Annotated in this window: 13 protein-coding genes; 9 read left to right on the top strand and 4 right to left on the bottom strand. The window is 43.1% G+C overall.

Annotated elements, in window-relative coordinates; genetic code table 11:
• Positions 1–10 precede the first annotated feature (10 nt).
• The 3 genes from CVD23_RS22695 to CVD23_RS06390 form a co-directional block, all read right to left on the bottom strand.
• The gene (locus CVD23_RS22695; RefSeq protein ID WP_308314923.1) at positions 11–547 is read right to left on the bottom strand and encodes a DEAD/DEAH box helicase; all 537 of its coding nucleotides are present in this window, start codon (positions 545–547) and stop codon (positions 11–13) included.
• Between the two features lie 17 nt (positions 548–564).
• Entirely contained in the window at positions 565–2340 is a 1776-nt protein-coding gene (locus CVD23_RS06395) for a TOTE conflict system archaeo-eukaryotic primase domain-containing protein (protein ID WP_308314922.1), read from the bottom strand.
• Between the two features lie 262 nt (positions 2341–2602).
• Positions 2603–3841, bottom strand: a complete 1239-nt coding sequence (locus tag CVD23_RS06390; protein ID WP_101575867.1) for an ABC transporter substrate-binding protein — start codon at positions 3839–3841, stop codon at positions 2603–2605.
• 275 nt (positions 3842–4116) lie between these two features.
• On the opposite strand from CVD23_RS06390, the gene CVD23_RS06385 reads away from it, so the two are divergent.
• The 4 genes from CVD23_RS06385 to recQ all read left to right on the top strand — a co-directional run bounded on the left by CVD23_RS06385 (position 4117) and on the right by recQ (position 9156).
• Positions 4117–4998 carry a carbohydrate ABC transporter permease gene (locus CVD23_RS06385; RefSeq protein ID WP_101575866.1) on the top strand — a complete coding sequence of 294 codons (882 nt, stop codon included), beginning with the start codon at positions 4117–4119 and terminating at the stop codon, positions 4996–4998.
• A gap of 32 nt (positions 4999–5030) precedes the next feature.
• On the top strand, positions 5031–5840 hold the full coding sequence (locus tag CVD23_RS06380) for a carbohydrate ABC transporter permease (RefSeq protein ID WP_101575865.1): 810 nt from the start codon (positions 5031–5033) through the stop codon (positions 5838–5840).
• A 162-nt stretch (positions 5841–6002) separates the two neighbouring features.
• On the top strand, positions 6003–6842 hold the full coding sequence (gene speD / locus CVD23_RS06375; protein ID WP_101665512.1) for an adenosylmethionine decarboxylase: 840 nt from the start codon (positions 6003–6005) through the stop codon (positions 6840–6842).
• A 175-nt stretch (positions 6843–7017) separates the two neighbouring features.
• Positions 7018–9156 (top strand): DNA helicase RecQ, encoded by a 2139-nt coding sequence (recQ, locus tag CVD23_RS06370; protein WP_101665511.1) that lies wholly within the window; start codon positions 7018–7020, stop codon positions 9154–9156.
• 54 nt (positions 9157–9210) lie between these two features.
• Here the strand turns inward: recQ and CVD23_RS06365 are convergent, their stop codons facing one another.
• Positions 9211–9609, bottom strand: a complete 399-nt coding sequence (locus CVD23_RS06365) for a VOC family protein (protein ID WP_101665510.1) — start codon at positions 9607–9609, stop codon at positions 9211–9213.
• 326 nt (positions 9610–9935) lie between these two features.
• Between CVD23_RS06365 and rlmD the strand changes: the two genes are divergently transcribed.
• The 5 genes from rlmD (at position 9936) to CVD23_RS06340 (ending at position 15428) form a co-directional block, all read left to right on the top strand.
• Positions 9936–11306 carry a 23S rRNA (uracil(1939)-C(5))-methyltransferase RlmD gene (rlmD, locus tag CVD23_RS06360; protein ID WP_101665509.1) on the top strand — a complete coding sequence of 457 codons (1371 nt, stop codon included), beginning with the start codon at positions 9936–9938 and terminating at the stop codon, positions 11304–11306.
• Between the two features lie 377 nt (positions 11307–11683).
• A complete protein-coding gene (locus CVD23_RS06355; protein ID WP_219619917.1) occupies positions 11684–12265 on the top strand; it encodes a TetR/AcrR family transcriptional regulator in 582 nt (193 codons plus the stop codon).
• 211 nt (positions 12266–12476) lie between these two features.
• Positions 12477–13442 (top strand): FAD:protein FMN transferase, encoded by a 966-nt coding sequence (locus CVD23_RS06350; protein ID WP_219619915.1) that lies wholly within the window; start codon positions 12477–12479, stop codon positions 13440–13442.
• Positions 13443–13485: 43 nt separating this feature from the next.
• Positions 13486–13878 carry an FMN-binding protein gene (locus CVD23_RS06345; protein ID WP_245917307.1) on the top strand — a complete coding sequence of 131 codons (393 nt, stop codon included), beginning with the start codon at positions 13486–13488 and terminating at the stop codon, positions 13876–13878.
• 56 nt (positions 13879–13934) lie between these two features.
• Entirely contained in the window at positions 13935–15428 is a 1494-nt protein-coding gene (locus CVD23_RS06340) for a carboxylesterase/lipase family protein (RefSeq protein ID WP_101665508.1), read from the top strand.
• Positions 15429–15544 lie beyond the last annotated feature (116 nt).

Raw genomic sequence — 15544 nt, 5'->3', positions numbered from 1 at the left:
CATACTCAAATTAAAACAACTTCATCTGTTCTGTGTGATTTGACTTCTCCCCAATTATATACCCCATGCTCTTATATCCGACTAACCGTTTATCAAACATACTTTTTAAAATGGGAATTTTAAGATCGACATAATCATACACTCTAACTTCTTGTTTATCGGCATATAAACGATGTAAACGACCGACGTATTGCTGTAGTGTTCCTTTCCATGAAATCGGCATTGCCAAGAACAAAGTATCCAGACGGCTATCATCAAATCCCTCGCCAATATATTTCCCAGTTGCGATAACCAGCCGTTCATCACTAGCAGGAATGCTCGCCAATCTTTCCAGTTCTATTTTTTGCTCCTTTTTACTCATGTTGCCTGAAAGGACAATAATATTTTTTGCAAAACCAGTAAACTTTTGTTTAAGATTTTCAAGGTGTTCGATTCTTTCGGTTAATATAATAGGGGAACGGCCATCCTCTAATTCTTTTAAGACATCATCAAACAATAAATCATTTCGATTATTATCATTTAAAATCTTATTATATAGCTCTTGCATCTTCGTTTGCTGACATTCTAATTTGTATACCTTGGAATTAGCCTGTGAAGAAACGGTCGGACTTTTGCCTGCGATTTTGCATCAGTTTTGTAGCGAATCGGGCCACATTGCATAAATAAGATAGGATGCAAACCGTCCTTTCGATTTGGTGTTGCAGTCAAGCCATGGACATAATTGGCTCTAATTTGTTTGAGAACCTTTTCAAAGCTAAATGCAGAAATATGATGGCATTCATCCACGATAATTTGTCCGTACTGAGTTACAAAAGATTTTAACTGACCTTTTGAAATTAAACTCTGAATAGTAGCTATATCAATGTTTCCTGTTATTTTATTTTTGCCGCCGCCAATCCGGCCAATGTCTTTGGAAGGTATGTTTAAAAAAGCAGAGAGCTTCTCAACCCACTGCTCCATCAAGTGGGTTCTATGAACAATAACTAATGTATTCGTTTTTCGTTCTGCGATAAGGGCAGCTGCAGTTACAGTTTTCCCGAAACCTGTTGTTGCTGCTAAAATACCGTTTTCGTGATTAAGTAAAGCTGTGACAGCCTGCTGTTGCTGTGAAGATAAAGTTCCATGAAAAGAAACGTTAATATCTTCTCCTTTATACTGCATATTTTTTATTTCAACTTCAATTGATGATTCCTTTAATAGCATTATTAATTCATCCAAGCAGCCACGCGGTAAAATAAAATGATCCTGGTCTTCCGAGAAACAGTTAATAATCCGGGGAATTCCATGAGTAGACATCCTTTTCGCTTCTGCTTTATAAAATTCAGGATTTTTAAAGGAGGCCAATCCCATCATTTTTGTAATAAGAGAAGAGGTTAATCCTCCTTTATTTATCAAAATCCCGTTCTTTAGTTCCACAGTAACCTTTGAAGGAAGAATTGCGGTAGAGTTTTGTTGTTTGAACGACTGGCTATCAGAAATTTCAAGGATGCCCACAATCTCTTTTTTTGATAATTGTTTCACCGAAGATAAATAAATCCATTGATCTGGATAAGGAGTAAATGCTTCATCGACAAATAAACTATTGCCGTTTTTCGCCGCATGATATTGCATCGGTAGCGCAATTAAGTTGCCGAATCCTCCGTTTGGCAGGGTATCCTGGTTGGGGAACATTCGATCATAAGAATCAATGCCAATTTCATGGCGCATTTCACGTGTTTTTGATAGTAACTTCATTCCGAGTTTTCTCGCTACAGCGGAGGATATGTTTTCCGAAAAGAAAATCCATACATGAGCGCCATTCCCAGAGCGGGAGCGCTCTATATGAGAAGGAACATTTAAAGTTGTACAAACCTTAACAAAAGCTAAAACATCTTCCTGCCAGTTTTGTTTGTCAAAGTCGATGGCTAAAAATGAACATGTTTCATCCTTTTGCATTGGGTATAAACCGACAGTCAATTTTCCTTTTAAATGATTGGCGATCTCCTGATCTGTTAATGGCAGCAGGGTTCGATGCTTGCAATCCTTGCATTTAATGTGTGGCTTTTTGCAAATCGGATCTTTCCATTCATGGGCACATGCAGGAGTATACCCAGATTTTCCGCCGGTTGATTCCCATCTCAGTGCATAAACATCCGTTCTTCCTTGAAATAAACTTCTATACAGTTTAATTTTATCTTCAGCATAGGAGTTTTTTGTAACGATTGTACTATTATTTGCTGTGTGTTCATTTGGTTCTGAAGTTTGCATCATTTTTGAGAGCAATTTCTTTAAATAAGCATTTTCTTTTCGTAGCTTTTCACATTCCTCTAAAACTTGCTGCAGCTGTATATTTCCATTCATTGAGATCCCTCTTATTGGCTGATTGATAATTTCATTTTAATGGATATCGTTAAGATAATACAAATACACATATTGGCTTATGGTAGCTTTGAAACATATTATAAATTGAAGATTTAACGTTAATGTTATAGCGTTGTTGTTTTACCACTTAATTTAATTGTTTCCTTGTTAGTACAATCATCAATAATGGAGTTACTGAGTTAGAGAATCTGTACAAGCAGACAAAAAATAACCCGGGTCAAATAACCCGGTTTATTTGTCTTTATTTCTTTATGTGCTGATTCACTATCGCTTGTGCGGCTTCGGCGGCCTTTCCAGGGCTTTCGCCGCCAAGGACAGCTTGGATGGAGCTGAGGACAGCTTTTTCGACGTTTTCGTCAGGGATTAAATAACGGGGTTGGAACCTTGTTTTTTTGGTAGTCCAATCCACGATATTGTTTAAGTCTTCAGATTCATAGCTTACGTCTTTAACCGTAACGTGTTGGCTTGTTTGATTTGCGTAAGCTGATGCATTTTCAGGCCGGCTTAGAAATTCGATGAACTTTTTCGCTTCTTCTTTTTTCCTGGAGTTCTTGTTCACTCCCAATAAGAAGGTTGTCGTATGGATTCCTTCATATTTTGCTTTATCTTCTGGAACCGTAATCGGGGCTAGCAGCCCGAGCTTGATATCCGGGTTCAGATTCCTGATGCTTGCGATTGCATAGGAGCCCGTTGCCAGCATTGCTGCTTTTTCCTGTGCGACAAGAGCGATCGCAGCGTCATGTTTTGTCCCTAACGAATCCTTTTGAATATATTCTTTATCGGCAAGCTCTTTGAATTGTTCAAGGGTTTTGATCCACCATTCCTCGGTAAGTTTCGCCTTACCGCTCATCAGTTTATCGAAAATTTTTTCATCCGGGGCATTATTCATCATCATGCTGTTCATGAATTGGCCCGATCCGATATCAGCACCCGGAAAAGCAATCGGGATATAGCCATTATCTTTAAGCGTCTGGCAGAGCTTAAGGAAACCTTCCCAGTCTTTTGCTGGCTCCAAACCAAGTTCTTCAAATAAAGTTTGGTTATAAACAGGCTGGTTGAAAACCAGCTGTAAAGGCACAGCAAGCTGTTTTCCTTCAACATTGCCAATCTCAATTAACTTTGGATCAAAGTTATCCAGGAACTTTTCACCGCTTAAATCTTCATAGAAACCTAATTTCTTTAATGATTGCAATTGATAACCCGGATTTGATGCAAAAACATCCCCAGTCGATCCGTCCCGCAGCACGGTTTGGACAGGATATTGCTCCGAAGGGTAGATCGCCATTTCAACCTTAATTCCCGTTTCTTCCGTGAACTTTTTAATTAACTCTTCAAAAGCGTCCTTATCTTCGCCGCGCCAATGCATGAAACTGATTGTTTTTGATTTGCTGTCTGCCCCGGTCTCTTTCGAAGAACAACCGGCGAGAACACCCGAAACCGTCAATAGCACAGCAATCAACAAACTACCTATCTTCTTCAATGAATCTCCCCCTTGAAATATGTATAAAAACTCGTTGTATAACAATTAGCCGAAAAACCGACATATAAAACCTTTTTCTATCTTTTTTTAATGTTTAGCTTCTGTTAAGCGGTATGTTGGCGTCCAGCATGTTTTCCAAGTAGAAAAACAGGGTAGTAAGAGAGTTAGCAAGCAATCAAACTGTGTCAATTGATATCGATTTTAGGAAGAAGGAGTGGGAAAAAGCTTAAACGGAGTTTAAAAAGAGAGAAGTTTGTTTTTAGGGGAGTGTTCTGATGAAATTTAAACAGTACAAAGCGCTTTACTTTTTCATTCTGCCGGGGTTGGCCTTGTATTTAACCTTTTTTGTCTATCCCACTTTCAGCGCCTTATTTTATTCCTTTACAAACTGGGATGGTTTAACGGCTGATTATGACTTCGTTGGATTGGAAAATTATGTAAATATCTTCACAAATGATTCGATATTTGCAAAAGCGTTCGGAAATAACTTGAAGTTTATGCTGTTTGTCGTTATTTTTCAAACCTTATTTTCATTAATCTTTTCCTTATATCTGGTCAGGAATACAAAGACGAATGTTTTCCTGAGAGCCCTTTTCTTTTTCCCGACGATCCTATCGTCGGTTTCCGTTGCTTTTATCTGGGCATTTGTTTACGATCCCAATTTGGGAATTTTAAATACGGTCCTTGAAAGGGCGAATCTGAATTTTCTTTCGCAAAATTGGCTCGGGAATGAAGATTTGGCCATATACTCGATTGCCGTCGTTCAAGTTTGGTTTCATACCGGCCAAATGATTATTCTTTTTGTAGCCGGACTGCAAAACATCCCCGCTGATTTATTTGAAGTAGCCAAAATCGAAGGCGCATCAAGGTGGCAAAGGTTTCGTTTTGTCACATGGCCGATGCTTGCTCCTGCCGCAACGATCGTCATCGCTTATACGACGATCCAGTCCTTTAAAGCCTTTGACCTGATTTATGCGATGACAAGGGGCGGCCCCAATTATGCTACTGAAATCCTTGCGACTCTCATCTATTCAACCGCTTTTAAAGGCTTCCAATTTGGTTATGCATCAGCCGAATCGGTGATTTTCATGATGGTCGTTGCCATCATTACTTATCTGCAGTTCAGGGCTCTCCGTGCCAACAGAATCAATGAATAATTTAAATAAAGAGAACAGAAATGGGGGGTTAGATGAAGATTTTCAAAGGCGGGATGCTCGCCATCTACGCATTGTTAATTATCATTCCGATTGTCTCAATCTTCTTTACTACATTTAAAAGTTCCAAGGAAATGTATGATAATATTTTAGGGCTGCCAAGTTCGTTTACGTTTGACAATTATATTGAGTTGTTTGCCAGCAAAACGATGAGCACTTATTTTATGAACAGCGTCATAGTCACGATTTTCTCAGTGACATTTACCTTGTTTTTCGCAAGCTTGATAGCCTATGCACTGACAAGAATGTCCAACTGGTTCGGAAATTCGATTTTTGCATTGTTTACACTGGGAATGATGGTGCCGGCCCAGGTCAATATGAGTCCTTTATACGATCTCGTTTATAGCCTCGGCCTTACAAATACCCGAATCGGCTTGATTGTTGTCAATACGGCTGTTACCTTGCCGGTCGCTGTATTTATTTTAACAGGCTTCATGAAATCTCTTCCAAGGTCATTATTTGAAGCAAGCATGATGGACGGTGCATCCAATTGGGCTATTTACAGAAGAATCGCGATTCCTCTTTCATTGCCGTCACTGGCTGCTACTTCGATCTTTTTGTTCGTCATGCATTGGAATGACCTTTTTTATCCATTGTTATTCATTACGGAAAACAAGTATAAAACCTTGCCGCTTGCTTTACTGGAATTCCAGGGCGAGTATATAACCAATTATCCAATGCTGTTTACCGGCGTCATCATCGCTTCAGCCCCAATGGTGATCGCATATGTTTTCTTGCAGAGATACTTTATTGCCGGAATGACTGCCGGTTCGGTAAAGGGATAGAACTTCCGGTGGCTGCTTTACTATACACAAGTAGAGCAGCCATTTTTTTTCGGCCAGTTTTTTATGGACAAAAATGGGTATGATAAAAATATTTAAGTTTATCATCCAAGCCGAAATTGGCCATTAATCCAAGCACCGACACAGCAGAGAAGGGGAATCCACATGAAACTAACACAAGAGCAGCGTATCCAATTGCACGGCTTCAATAATTTAACCAAATCATTAAGTTTTAATATGTATGACATTTGCTACACGAAAACAAGGGAAGAACGAGAAGCTTATATTGAGTACATTGATGAACAATACAGCGCTGAGAGATTGACCAAAATTTTAAAAAATGTTGCCGATATTATTGGTGCGCACGTTTTAAATATTGCCAAGCAGGATTATGTTCCGCAGGGGGCAAGTGTCACGATGCTCGTTTCAGAAGGGCCGGTGGTCGAGGTGCCGACTGAATCTTTTGAGGAGTCGCCTGGCCCGCTTCCGGAAACGGTGGTGATGGCATTGGATAAGAGCCATATTACTGTTCACACCTATCCGGAATACCATCCCGATGAAGGAATCAGTACATTCAGGGCCGATATTGATGTCTCGACATGCGGGGAGATTTCTCCTCTAAAAGCCTTGAACTACTTGATTCATTCTTTCGATACAGACATTATGACGATAGATTACCGTGTCCGTGGTTTTACGCGCAATAAACACGGATATAAGCTGTTTATCGACCATGACATCAACTCCATCCAAAACTACATCCCTGAAAATATAAAGAGTTTATATCAAATGTTTGACGTAAATGTATACCAGGAAAATATTTTTCATACAAAATGCAAGCTTAAGGATTTTGACTTGAATAACTATCTGTTCGGCTACACAAAAGAGAAGCTCACCCCTGAAGAGCGTGAGGAAATAACCGATAATCTTCAAAAAGAAATGGACGAAATCTTTTATGGGAAAAACATCTCCTGTAGCTGGATGGAGGAAGACGAAGAAAACAAATGAAAAGTGCGGCCAGCTGGCTGCACTTTTTTCTGGGTTTTTTATCATAGATTAGACGAAGAGGAGATTACATTCCCAGGAATTATTGTTACAATAGTAAACAGCACCGCCCAATAACCCACTCTATTAAAACCTCTTAAATACCCAGCGATACTATTCCAAGAGAGGAGACAATTCTTTGTTTGAACAAGCCCGGCAACTGTTAAAAAAATATTATGGTTATTCTTCTTTTCGCCACGGTCAGGAGCAGGCAATCCAGTCTGTGCTTGACGGCAAAAACACGATCACTGTCATGCCAACGGGAGGAGGAAAATCAATATGCTATCAAATTCCTGCGCTGATTTTGCCTGGAACAACGATTGTGATATCTCCGCTGATTTCATTAATGAAGGATCAGGTTGATGCGCTTGTTCAGCACGGCATTCCTGCAGCTTTCATTAATAGCTCGCTCGGTGTCCAGGAAGCGAGACAAGTAATGGCTGAAGCAAAGCAAGGAGAATACAAGCTCCTATATATTGCCCCGGAACGGCTCGAGTCCCGCGATTTTGTCGAGGATTTAAAAAGCATGCCAATTCCGTTAGTCGCTGTCGATGAAGCACATTGTATCTCGCAATGGGGACATGATTTCCGGCCAAGCTACTTAAACATCGAACGAATCGTCAACAGCCTGCCGGATAAGCCGATTGTGCTCGCATTGACAGCAACTGCAACTCCAAAGGTTCGCGAAGATATTTGCGCATCGCTTTACATTGATGAACAAAACTCGGTAATTACCGGATTCGAACGAAAAAACCTGTCTTTTTCAGTCATTAAAGGACAGGACCGCTATGCCTTTTTGAAGGATTATGTGAAAAAGAATGCAGCGGAAGCAGGTATCATTTATGCGGCGACGAGAAAAACGGTCGACCAGCTTTATGAACGTCTCCGCAAGGATAAAATTAATGCAGCCCGCTATCATGCAGGGATGAACGATACTGAACGGATCAGTGAGCAGGACCGTTTTTTAAAGGATGAAGCGACAGTAATGGTTGCGACGTCCGCATTTGGAATGGGTATCGACAAGTCGAATATCCGTTATGTGGTCCACTTTCAGCTTCCGAAGAACATGGAAAGCTATTACCAGGAAGCCGGTCGTGCCGGACGTGATGGCCTCGATAGTGAGTGCATTGTTTTGCACTCTTCCCAGGATGTGCAAATCCAGCGTTTTTTGATTGATCAATCGAGCGAAAGAGCAAGGATCCAGCAGGAGCTCGAAAAGCTGCAGCTGATGGTCGACTATTGCCATACCGAAAATTGCCTGCAGGAATATATCCTTCATTATTTTGGCGATCACGATACGGCTTCGTGCGGACGCTGTGGCAATTGTACCGATTCCCGCGCCAGCGTTGATGTCACAAAAGAAGCACAAATGGTCATGTCATGCGTAATCCGGATGGGGCAGCGCTTTGGAAAAGCGATGATAGCCCAGGTATTAACCGGGTCAAAAAATAAGAAAATCAGTGACTTTGGCTTTCAAAGCTTACCCACTTATGGAATATTGAAAGAGAAAAGCGCAAAAGAAGTGAGCGACTTAATCGAATTCTTGATTGCAGAGGAACTCCTTGCTGTTCAACACGGGCAGTTTCCAACGATTTATACGGCGGCAAAAGGAAAGGATGTCCTGCTTGGCAAGCAAACCGTCCACAGGAAAGAAGCGGTCAAAACAAGGACGGTTACGAATGACGATCCTCTGTTTGCCGAGCTGCGTGAATTGCGGAGAAACATTGCATCTGAAGAAAAAGTCCCGCCATTCGTTATTTTCTCCGATACCAGCTTGAAGGACATGTGCACGAAGCTGCCGCTTTCGGATGGCGAATTCCTTGCAATAAGCGGCGTTGGGGAACATAAACTGAAGAAGTACGGGGACGCGTTTATCCAAGCGATCATGCAATTCTGTGAAAATAATCCGGACCGCCAACCTGAAGCAGGACTGGTAACAGTGCCGGTGAAAAAAGTGAAAAAAGCCGTCGGAGATTCTCACCTTGTCACGTTTGAAATGCATCAAAGCGGTTTAACCGTTGAAGGAATTGCAGAGAAACGGGATATGGCGATCAGTACGATTGAAAACCACCTGTTGCAGTGTGCCAGAGATGGACAAGCGGTTAATTTCGATCTGCTCATTCCTGATGACTTTAAGCCACTGATTGAACAGGCAGTTGCGGAAGCAGGCAGGGGAAAACTGAAGCCTATTAAAGAACTGCTTCCTGATGAGGTTACTTATTTTATGATTAAGGCCTATTTTTACTGGTCGAAGGTGAAGGTAGGAGTGGAAGAATAAGAGGCGAGGAGAAACCAGATATGGTTTCTCCTCATATTAAGTAAAGTTAAGTAATCAGACTTCCGCTTTTCCTAAAATGGTGTTGATCCTCTCTTGCTTCTCCCCTTCACTCAAATACTCAAACAATCCAAGGCGATTTCCCCATGGATCAGAAAAAGTGCCCCATTTGACCGGAACTTCTTCCCGCGATTCGATAGCAAAATTTTCGATATTCAATGCATTCATTAGCCTTTCCCGTTCTTTTTCAATATCCGTTACACCTAAGCGGATCGGGCCACTGCCTTCTGATGGGGTTCCTTCAGCGACTTGCAGCCAGCAGCCGGGAATCAGCTCCCATTCTGCAAATCCATCATGTGGGATAAAATCAGGTTTTCTATTTAAGAATGTTTCATACCATTTTTGGCCTTCTACTATATTCGAGACACGTACTTGTACAGTCATTTCATAGATCATTTGAATTCCTCCTTAATCATTCATTCCTATATATTTCATGAGGAAAGATCCGATCTCCTTCATGTGCAGTGAACTTTAGCAAACTAGGAGAAGTAAAATTAACAATATCTAATCAGATACCTGTGAGTTAGCAAAAACGTTATTGTGTCAGTCCGCTGAATAACAAACGAAAATTAGGAATTGACTATAGAAAATCGCCATACTTTAGATAATATGTTTGATTTTCATTATCAGTACTTAACCGCTGTTTCGCAATGAATACTACATTATGATACAATTTTGCTAGTAAAATTAGCTACGGAAACTATAAGCAAAGGAAGTATCCCATGAGCAAAACGATTCCAGTTCGAAAAAATGACTATATAGATGTTGAATTTGAAGACCTGACGCATGACGGAGCGGGTGTAGCGAAAGTGGATGGCTACCCAATTTTCGTACCCGGTGGATTGCCAGGCGAAAAAGCGACAGTCAAAGTTATTAAGACAAACAAAGGGTATGGTTTTGGGCGGTTAATTGAACTGCTTGAAAGAAGCCACTTCCGGATTGACGTGGAGGAAAGCGATGCCCATAAATATGGCGGCTGCCAGCTTCAGCACATCAGCTATGATGCTCAGCTGAAGTATAAGGGGAACCAGGTCCGGCAGGTGCTGGCCCGAATCGGCAAGCTTGGAGACGTTAAAGTCCATCCTATTCTGGGAATGGAGAACCCGTGGCACTATCGAAACAAAGCCCAGGTGCCGGTCGGCGAAAAAGACGGAAAACTGATTGCCGGCTTTTTCAAACCGAGGACTCATGAAATTGTCGACACAAATGAAAGCCTGATTCAGCTTCCGGAAATCAATGAAGCAATCCAGACAGTTAAAGAAATCTGCAGTGAACTCGGGATTCAGGCGTATCAGGAAGAAGCGCATAAAGGCGTGCTCCGCCATATTATGTCCCGGTATGGACAACAAACAGGCGAGCTGATGGTCGTGATCATCACAAGAACAGAAAATATCCCACACCAAAACGAATTGATCGAGACAATCGTTGCCCGTCTCCCTAAGGTAAAATCAATCGTCCATAACGTTAATTCAAAAAGGACAAACGTCATATTGGGAGAAAAAACGAAGGTCCTCTGGGGAAATGAAGTCATCTATGATTACATCGGAAACGTTAAATTTGCGATTTCCGCTCTGTCTTTTTATCAGGTAAACCCGGTTCAGACAAAGGTACTGTACGACAAAGCGCTTGAATACGCCGGATTGACAGGCGAAGAATCTGTCATTGATGCCTATTGCGGAATTGGAACCATTTCGCTGTTCCTTGCCCAAAAAGCAAAGAAGGTTTTTGGTGTTGAGGTTGTTCCGGAAGCAATTGAAGATGCGAGGCGGAATGCTGAACTGAATGAGATCTTTAATGTGGAATTTGCTGTCGGTGAAGCGGAAACTGTCATTCCGAAATGGTACAAAGAAGGAAACGAGGCTGACGTATTAGTTGTCGACCCGCCGCGTAAAGGGTGCGATGAAGAACTACTTCAAACGATTATTGAAATGAAGCCGAAGAAGGTAGTTTACGTTTCCTGCAACCCGGCTACACTTGCCCGCGACTTGCGGATCCTCGAGGATGGGGGATATAAGACGATTGAAGTTCAGCCTGTTGATATGTTTCCGCAGACGACACATGTCGAAATTTGCGTACTTTTGTTGAAAAAGTGAATGAATGTATGTATATAGATATAGCTAAATTCTCAGCCGATAATACAAGTGCCAGATGCTTATCACCAAACTCCCTGGATTATATACTGCAAAACATATAGCGGATACCGTGGATTATGCGTGTAGACGGAAGAGTAAAACTGGCAAAGCAACTTTACATGTGAATCCGTTTTCAGGCATGTTGTTCTTCCAAAAATGCTATTCAAGCTAAGGCACATTTTTTCGGATAGGGTAAAAACAAACGGGGGTACTAAATATGTATAAATCAAGAAGTTTTATTAATTTTGGTAATTAGGATTGTCGGAAAAATATAGTAATGTCATAGTATGAATGAATATAAAAAATGTTCATTCGGAATGATGGAGGTTGGTTACTTGATAGATAAAAAAGCAGCTATCTTTAATTCTGGAAGGGAGTTATTTTACTCAAAAGGATTCAAAGACACTAATGTTTCAGACATAGCAAAGATGGCCGGAATTGGGATAGGTACTTTTTATAACTACTACACCTCGAAAGAGAAGCTTTTCTTAGAGATTTATCTAAAAGAAAACGAGAATCTTAAAAAGAGTATTGTGGAATCTATTGACCTGAATGATGATCCCGTAACGCTGGTTACAAAGCTAGTGAAACAGAACATCAGTGCTATGAACTCAAATCTGATACTAAAGGAATGGTACAACAGGGATCTCTTTAGTAAACTGGAGCAGTATTTTTATGAACAGGGCGGAATAGAGAGCATTGATGAACTCATGCATAGCGGTAAAGCAGAGTTAATTAAAAAATGGAAGGCTGAAAGGAAAATAAGGGATGATCTGGACGATGAGCTTATATTCGCCCTTTTTAACTCTATACTTTATATCGATATTCATAAAAGAGAAATCGGGATTCACCACTTTCCACAGATTTTATATTACTTAACGGAGTTTATAATGAAAGGCTTAACTGATTGCCGAAAATAGATAGATACAGGCAGTCATTTTTTTGCCCGTACCTGAATGAATTTATCAAATATTCATTCAGGTACGGGAGAGTATTATTTCAGTATGAATTATCCAGTTACCGAGTACAGCTCAGGTAGTTTTAGATTTAACTTATATTGTGAAATAATTCACAATCGGTACTTCCAGGACAAAAATATTACAGGAGAAGTTAGAGAAAGGAGTGGTGCAAGTGGACAAGGCGGTAGTTGCCCAGTCAATGAACGTTGGGATGAGCACAGTGATGACTCACAGAGCTTTCGGCAAGCATGCTGAGGAATCTCTTAGAGCAGTCCGCGATGAAGCTGTACGGCTGGAAGAGCTGCTGAGCCGTTTTATACCCGGAAGCGAGATAAGCAGGATCAACAGGTCTGCAGGTATGAAATATGAAAGGCTGAGCGGTGAAACATATGAGGTGCTGTCCCGTGCTATTGAATTCTCAAGATACTGCCAGGGCCTCTTCGATGTCACTATTGGGCCTTTAGTAACCTTATGGAACAACGGCAAGGATACATTCAAGCCTCCGGAGGAATCAAGGATAAGGAAAATTGTTCCTTTGGTGGACTATTCTGACTTGTTATTGGATCCCTGCGAAAAGGCTTCCGGACTTCAAAGGCTGGGCCAGTCCATTGACCTGGGGGGTATAGGAAAAGGGTTTGCCGGCGATCAGTTTTTGGAGGTATTTAAGAAATACGGCGTCGCATCAGCTTTTACAAATATCGGAGGAAATGTGATGGCTTTAGGGACAAAGCCTGATGGTTCCCCGTGGCGTGTGGGTATCCAGCATCCCAGGCAGGAAAACAGCTTAATGGGTCTTGTTTCTGTGGCTGATAAGACAGTGGTTACATCCGGGGACTATCAGCGATACTTCATTGACAGTAACGGTAAAAGGCATCATCATATCCTGGATCCATCTACTGGATATCCGGCGAAATCAGGTTTGGTAAGCGTGACCATAGTTGCCGATAGCTCCATGGCTGCTGATGCGTTGTCCACCATATTGTTCGTAGCCGGGATGGAAAAGGGGCTTGAACTTCTAAGACGATTCTCCGGAGCTGAAGCCATTCTCGTGGACATAGACTTACAGGTTCACGTTACGGCTGGCTTGAAGAGATGCTTTCAGGCCGGTGAAGGTATAAGCGTGAATATCTTAAATTAAATGGAAGGGAAAGATTTGAATGAAAAGGAAGGGGAAGATTAGAATGCTAATAATTATACTGGTAATTTTTGTTGTGACGGGTTTGGGAGGAGCGCTTATTTTTACTTCGGGGGAACGCCGAGAAGGTAGAAGCCTCCCTATCGCTGATGTGGATTTTAAACAGCTTAATGACGGCACTTATATTGGGGAATATGAAGGTGGAATGTACAAATGGAGGGCCAATGAAGTTCAGGTTACAGTGTCTTCAGGCAAGGTCACTGATATTAAACCACTAAAGCATAAAGAGAACCAATCGCCGGAATTCACGGAGAAGTTATACAATAGAGTAATCAAATCACAGTCGCTGCAGGTAGACACCATAAGCGGTGCAACCATTACTTCCAAGGCCTATCTAAAGTCGGTGGAAAACGCCCTGGACAAAGCACAAAAAAAGTAAGAGAGGAACCTGGATGGTCTCTTTTCGATCCAAAATATTTGAAGGAGGTAATACACATGAATACAGTTGTCAAAACACGGCATGGTGAGGTGCGTGGCATTGTTGCCGATGGAGTGTTCACTTTTAAAGGTATTCCCTATGCAGCGCCACCGTTTGGTCCCAATCGGTTCCTGCCACCACAGTCAGTCGAGCCCTGGAACGGTGTACGAGACGCCATCACCTATGGTCCGGAGGCACCCCAGCTGCGCCCTGACCCGCAGGCTGCGGAGCTTGCCCCAGATCCTGCCGTCCCTGGTGAGGACTGCCTGAACCTCAACATCTGGTCCCCCGAGCTAGGGACGGCCGGGCTACCGGTCATGATGTGGATTCCCGGCGGTATGTTCGAGGTCGGATCGGGGGCGTCGTATAACGGCAGTCACTTCGCCCGCGACGGCATCGTATGCGTGACCATCAATTACCGTGTCGGTGTCGATGGCTTTCTCTATCTTGGCGACGGAAACGCCAACCTCGGTTTGCTTGACCAGGTCGCCGCTCTGGAGTGGGTAAGGGATAATATTGCCGCCTTCGGAGGGGATCCCGGCAACGTCACGATCTTCGGTGAGTCGGCTGGTGCGATGAGCGTCGGCACGCTGCTTTCCATGCCCCGTGCCGATGGCCTGTTCAGGCGAGCTATTGCCCAGAGTGGGGCGGCTCATCAGGTGATCTCGGCTGCCACTGCACAGCGGGTTGGACGGTATCTTGCCGAAAAGCTTGGCGTCGAAGCAACCCGAGAGGCAATCACAGAGGTCCCCATCAATCGTCTGCTTGCGGCGCAGGCGGAGTTGAAGGCCAATCTTCTTGCACATCCCGACCCTGAGCGCTGGGGTTTTGAGGTGGTGGCCAGTACGCTACCGTGGCAGCCTGTAGTCGACGGGAAGATCATCCCTGCACGTCCTATTGATCGCATTGTTGCCGGAGCCGGTGCGGGTGTCGATATCCTGGTCGGCACGAACACCGACGAGTGGAGGTTGTTCCTGGTAGCCAGTGGCGCAATCAACGATGTTACCCATGAAGCTTTGGCCGCGGCTGTTGCGGCATACGGACTCCCGGTAGAAGCGACATTGGCCGTCTATAGCGCGGCACATCCGGGCGCCAGTCCCGGCGATCTGCTCGCGGCTATCCAGACTGACTGGTGGTGCCGTATTCCCGCTATCCGTCTGGCCGATGCACATGCGAAGCGCACCTCGGCCACCTATATGTACGAGTTTGCCTGGCGTTCGCCACAGCTCAACGGACTTCTCGGTGCTTGCCATGCGCTCGAGATTGCCTTCGTTTTTGACACGCTCGACAAGGGATTTAAGCCGATGGTAGGGCCGCTTCTGGGAGACAACCCTCCGCAGCAGCTTGCTGACAACATGCATGCTGCCTGGGTTGAGTTTGCCACCAATGGAGACTGCGGTTGGCCGAATTATGATCTCAACCGCAGAGCAACCATGCGCTTCGATACGACCTCGGTGGTTGTGGACAATCCTCGAGCCGTAGAGCGGGAGCTGTGGGAAGGCGTGCGTTAGGTTTTACTGCTGCCGCATTCCTATACGTAAATTTACCCAATTATAGATGTGTATTATACGAATTAAATATAATCCATAAGGCAATCTTAATTTCCATAGCCTTTGTCGTTAAGCTC

The sequence above is a fragment of the Bacillus sp. V33-4 genome (genome assembly GCF_002860225.1).
Taxonomy (GTDB): Bacteria; Bacillota; Bacilli; order Bacillales; family Cytobacillaceae; genus Bacillus_BJ; species Bacillus_BJ canaveralius.
The sequence above is the reverse complement of the archived record's forward strand: the minus strand, read 5'-3'. Positions and strand labels throughout refer to the sequence as shown.

Excerpts from the sequence above, each read along its gene's own strand:
- CVD23_RS22695 (WP_308314923.1), bottom strand. The coding sequence starts at position 547 with ATGCAAGAGCTATATAATAAGATTTTAAATGATAATAATCGAAATGAT.
- CVD23_RS06395 (WP_308314922.1), bottom strand. The coding sequence starts at position 2,340 with ATGAATGGAAATATACAGCTGCAGCAAGTTTTAGAGGAATGTGAAAAG.
- CVD23_RS06385 (WP_101575866.1), top strand. The coding sequence starts at position 4,117 with ATGAAATTTAAACAGTACAAAGCGCTTTACTTTTTCATTCTGCCGGGG.
- CVD23_RS06380 (WP_101575865.1), top strand. The coding sequence starts at position 5,031 with ATGAAGATTTTCAAAGGCGGGATGCTCGCCATCTACGCATTGTTAATT.
- speD (WP_101665512.1), top strand. The coding sequence starts at position 6,003 with ATGAAACTAACACAAGAGCAGCGTATCCAATTGCACGGCTTCAATAAT.
- CVD23_RS06365 (WP_101665510.1), bottom strand. The coding sequence starts at position 9,609 with ATGATCTATGAAATGACTGTACAAGTACGTGTCTCGAATATAGTAGAA.
- rlmD (WP_101665509.1), top strand. The coding sequence starts at position 9,936 with ATGAGCAAAACGATTCCAGTTCGAAAAAATGACTATATAGATGTTGAA.
- CVD23_RS06345 (WP_245917307.1), top strand. The coding sequence starts at position 13,486 with ATGCTAATAATTATACTGGTAATTTTTGTTGTGACGGGTTTGGGAGGA.
- CVD23_RS06340 (WP_101665508.1), top strand. The coding sequence starts at position 13,935 with ATGAATACAGTTGTCAAAACACGGCATGGTGAGGTGCGTGGCATTGTT.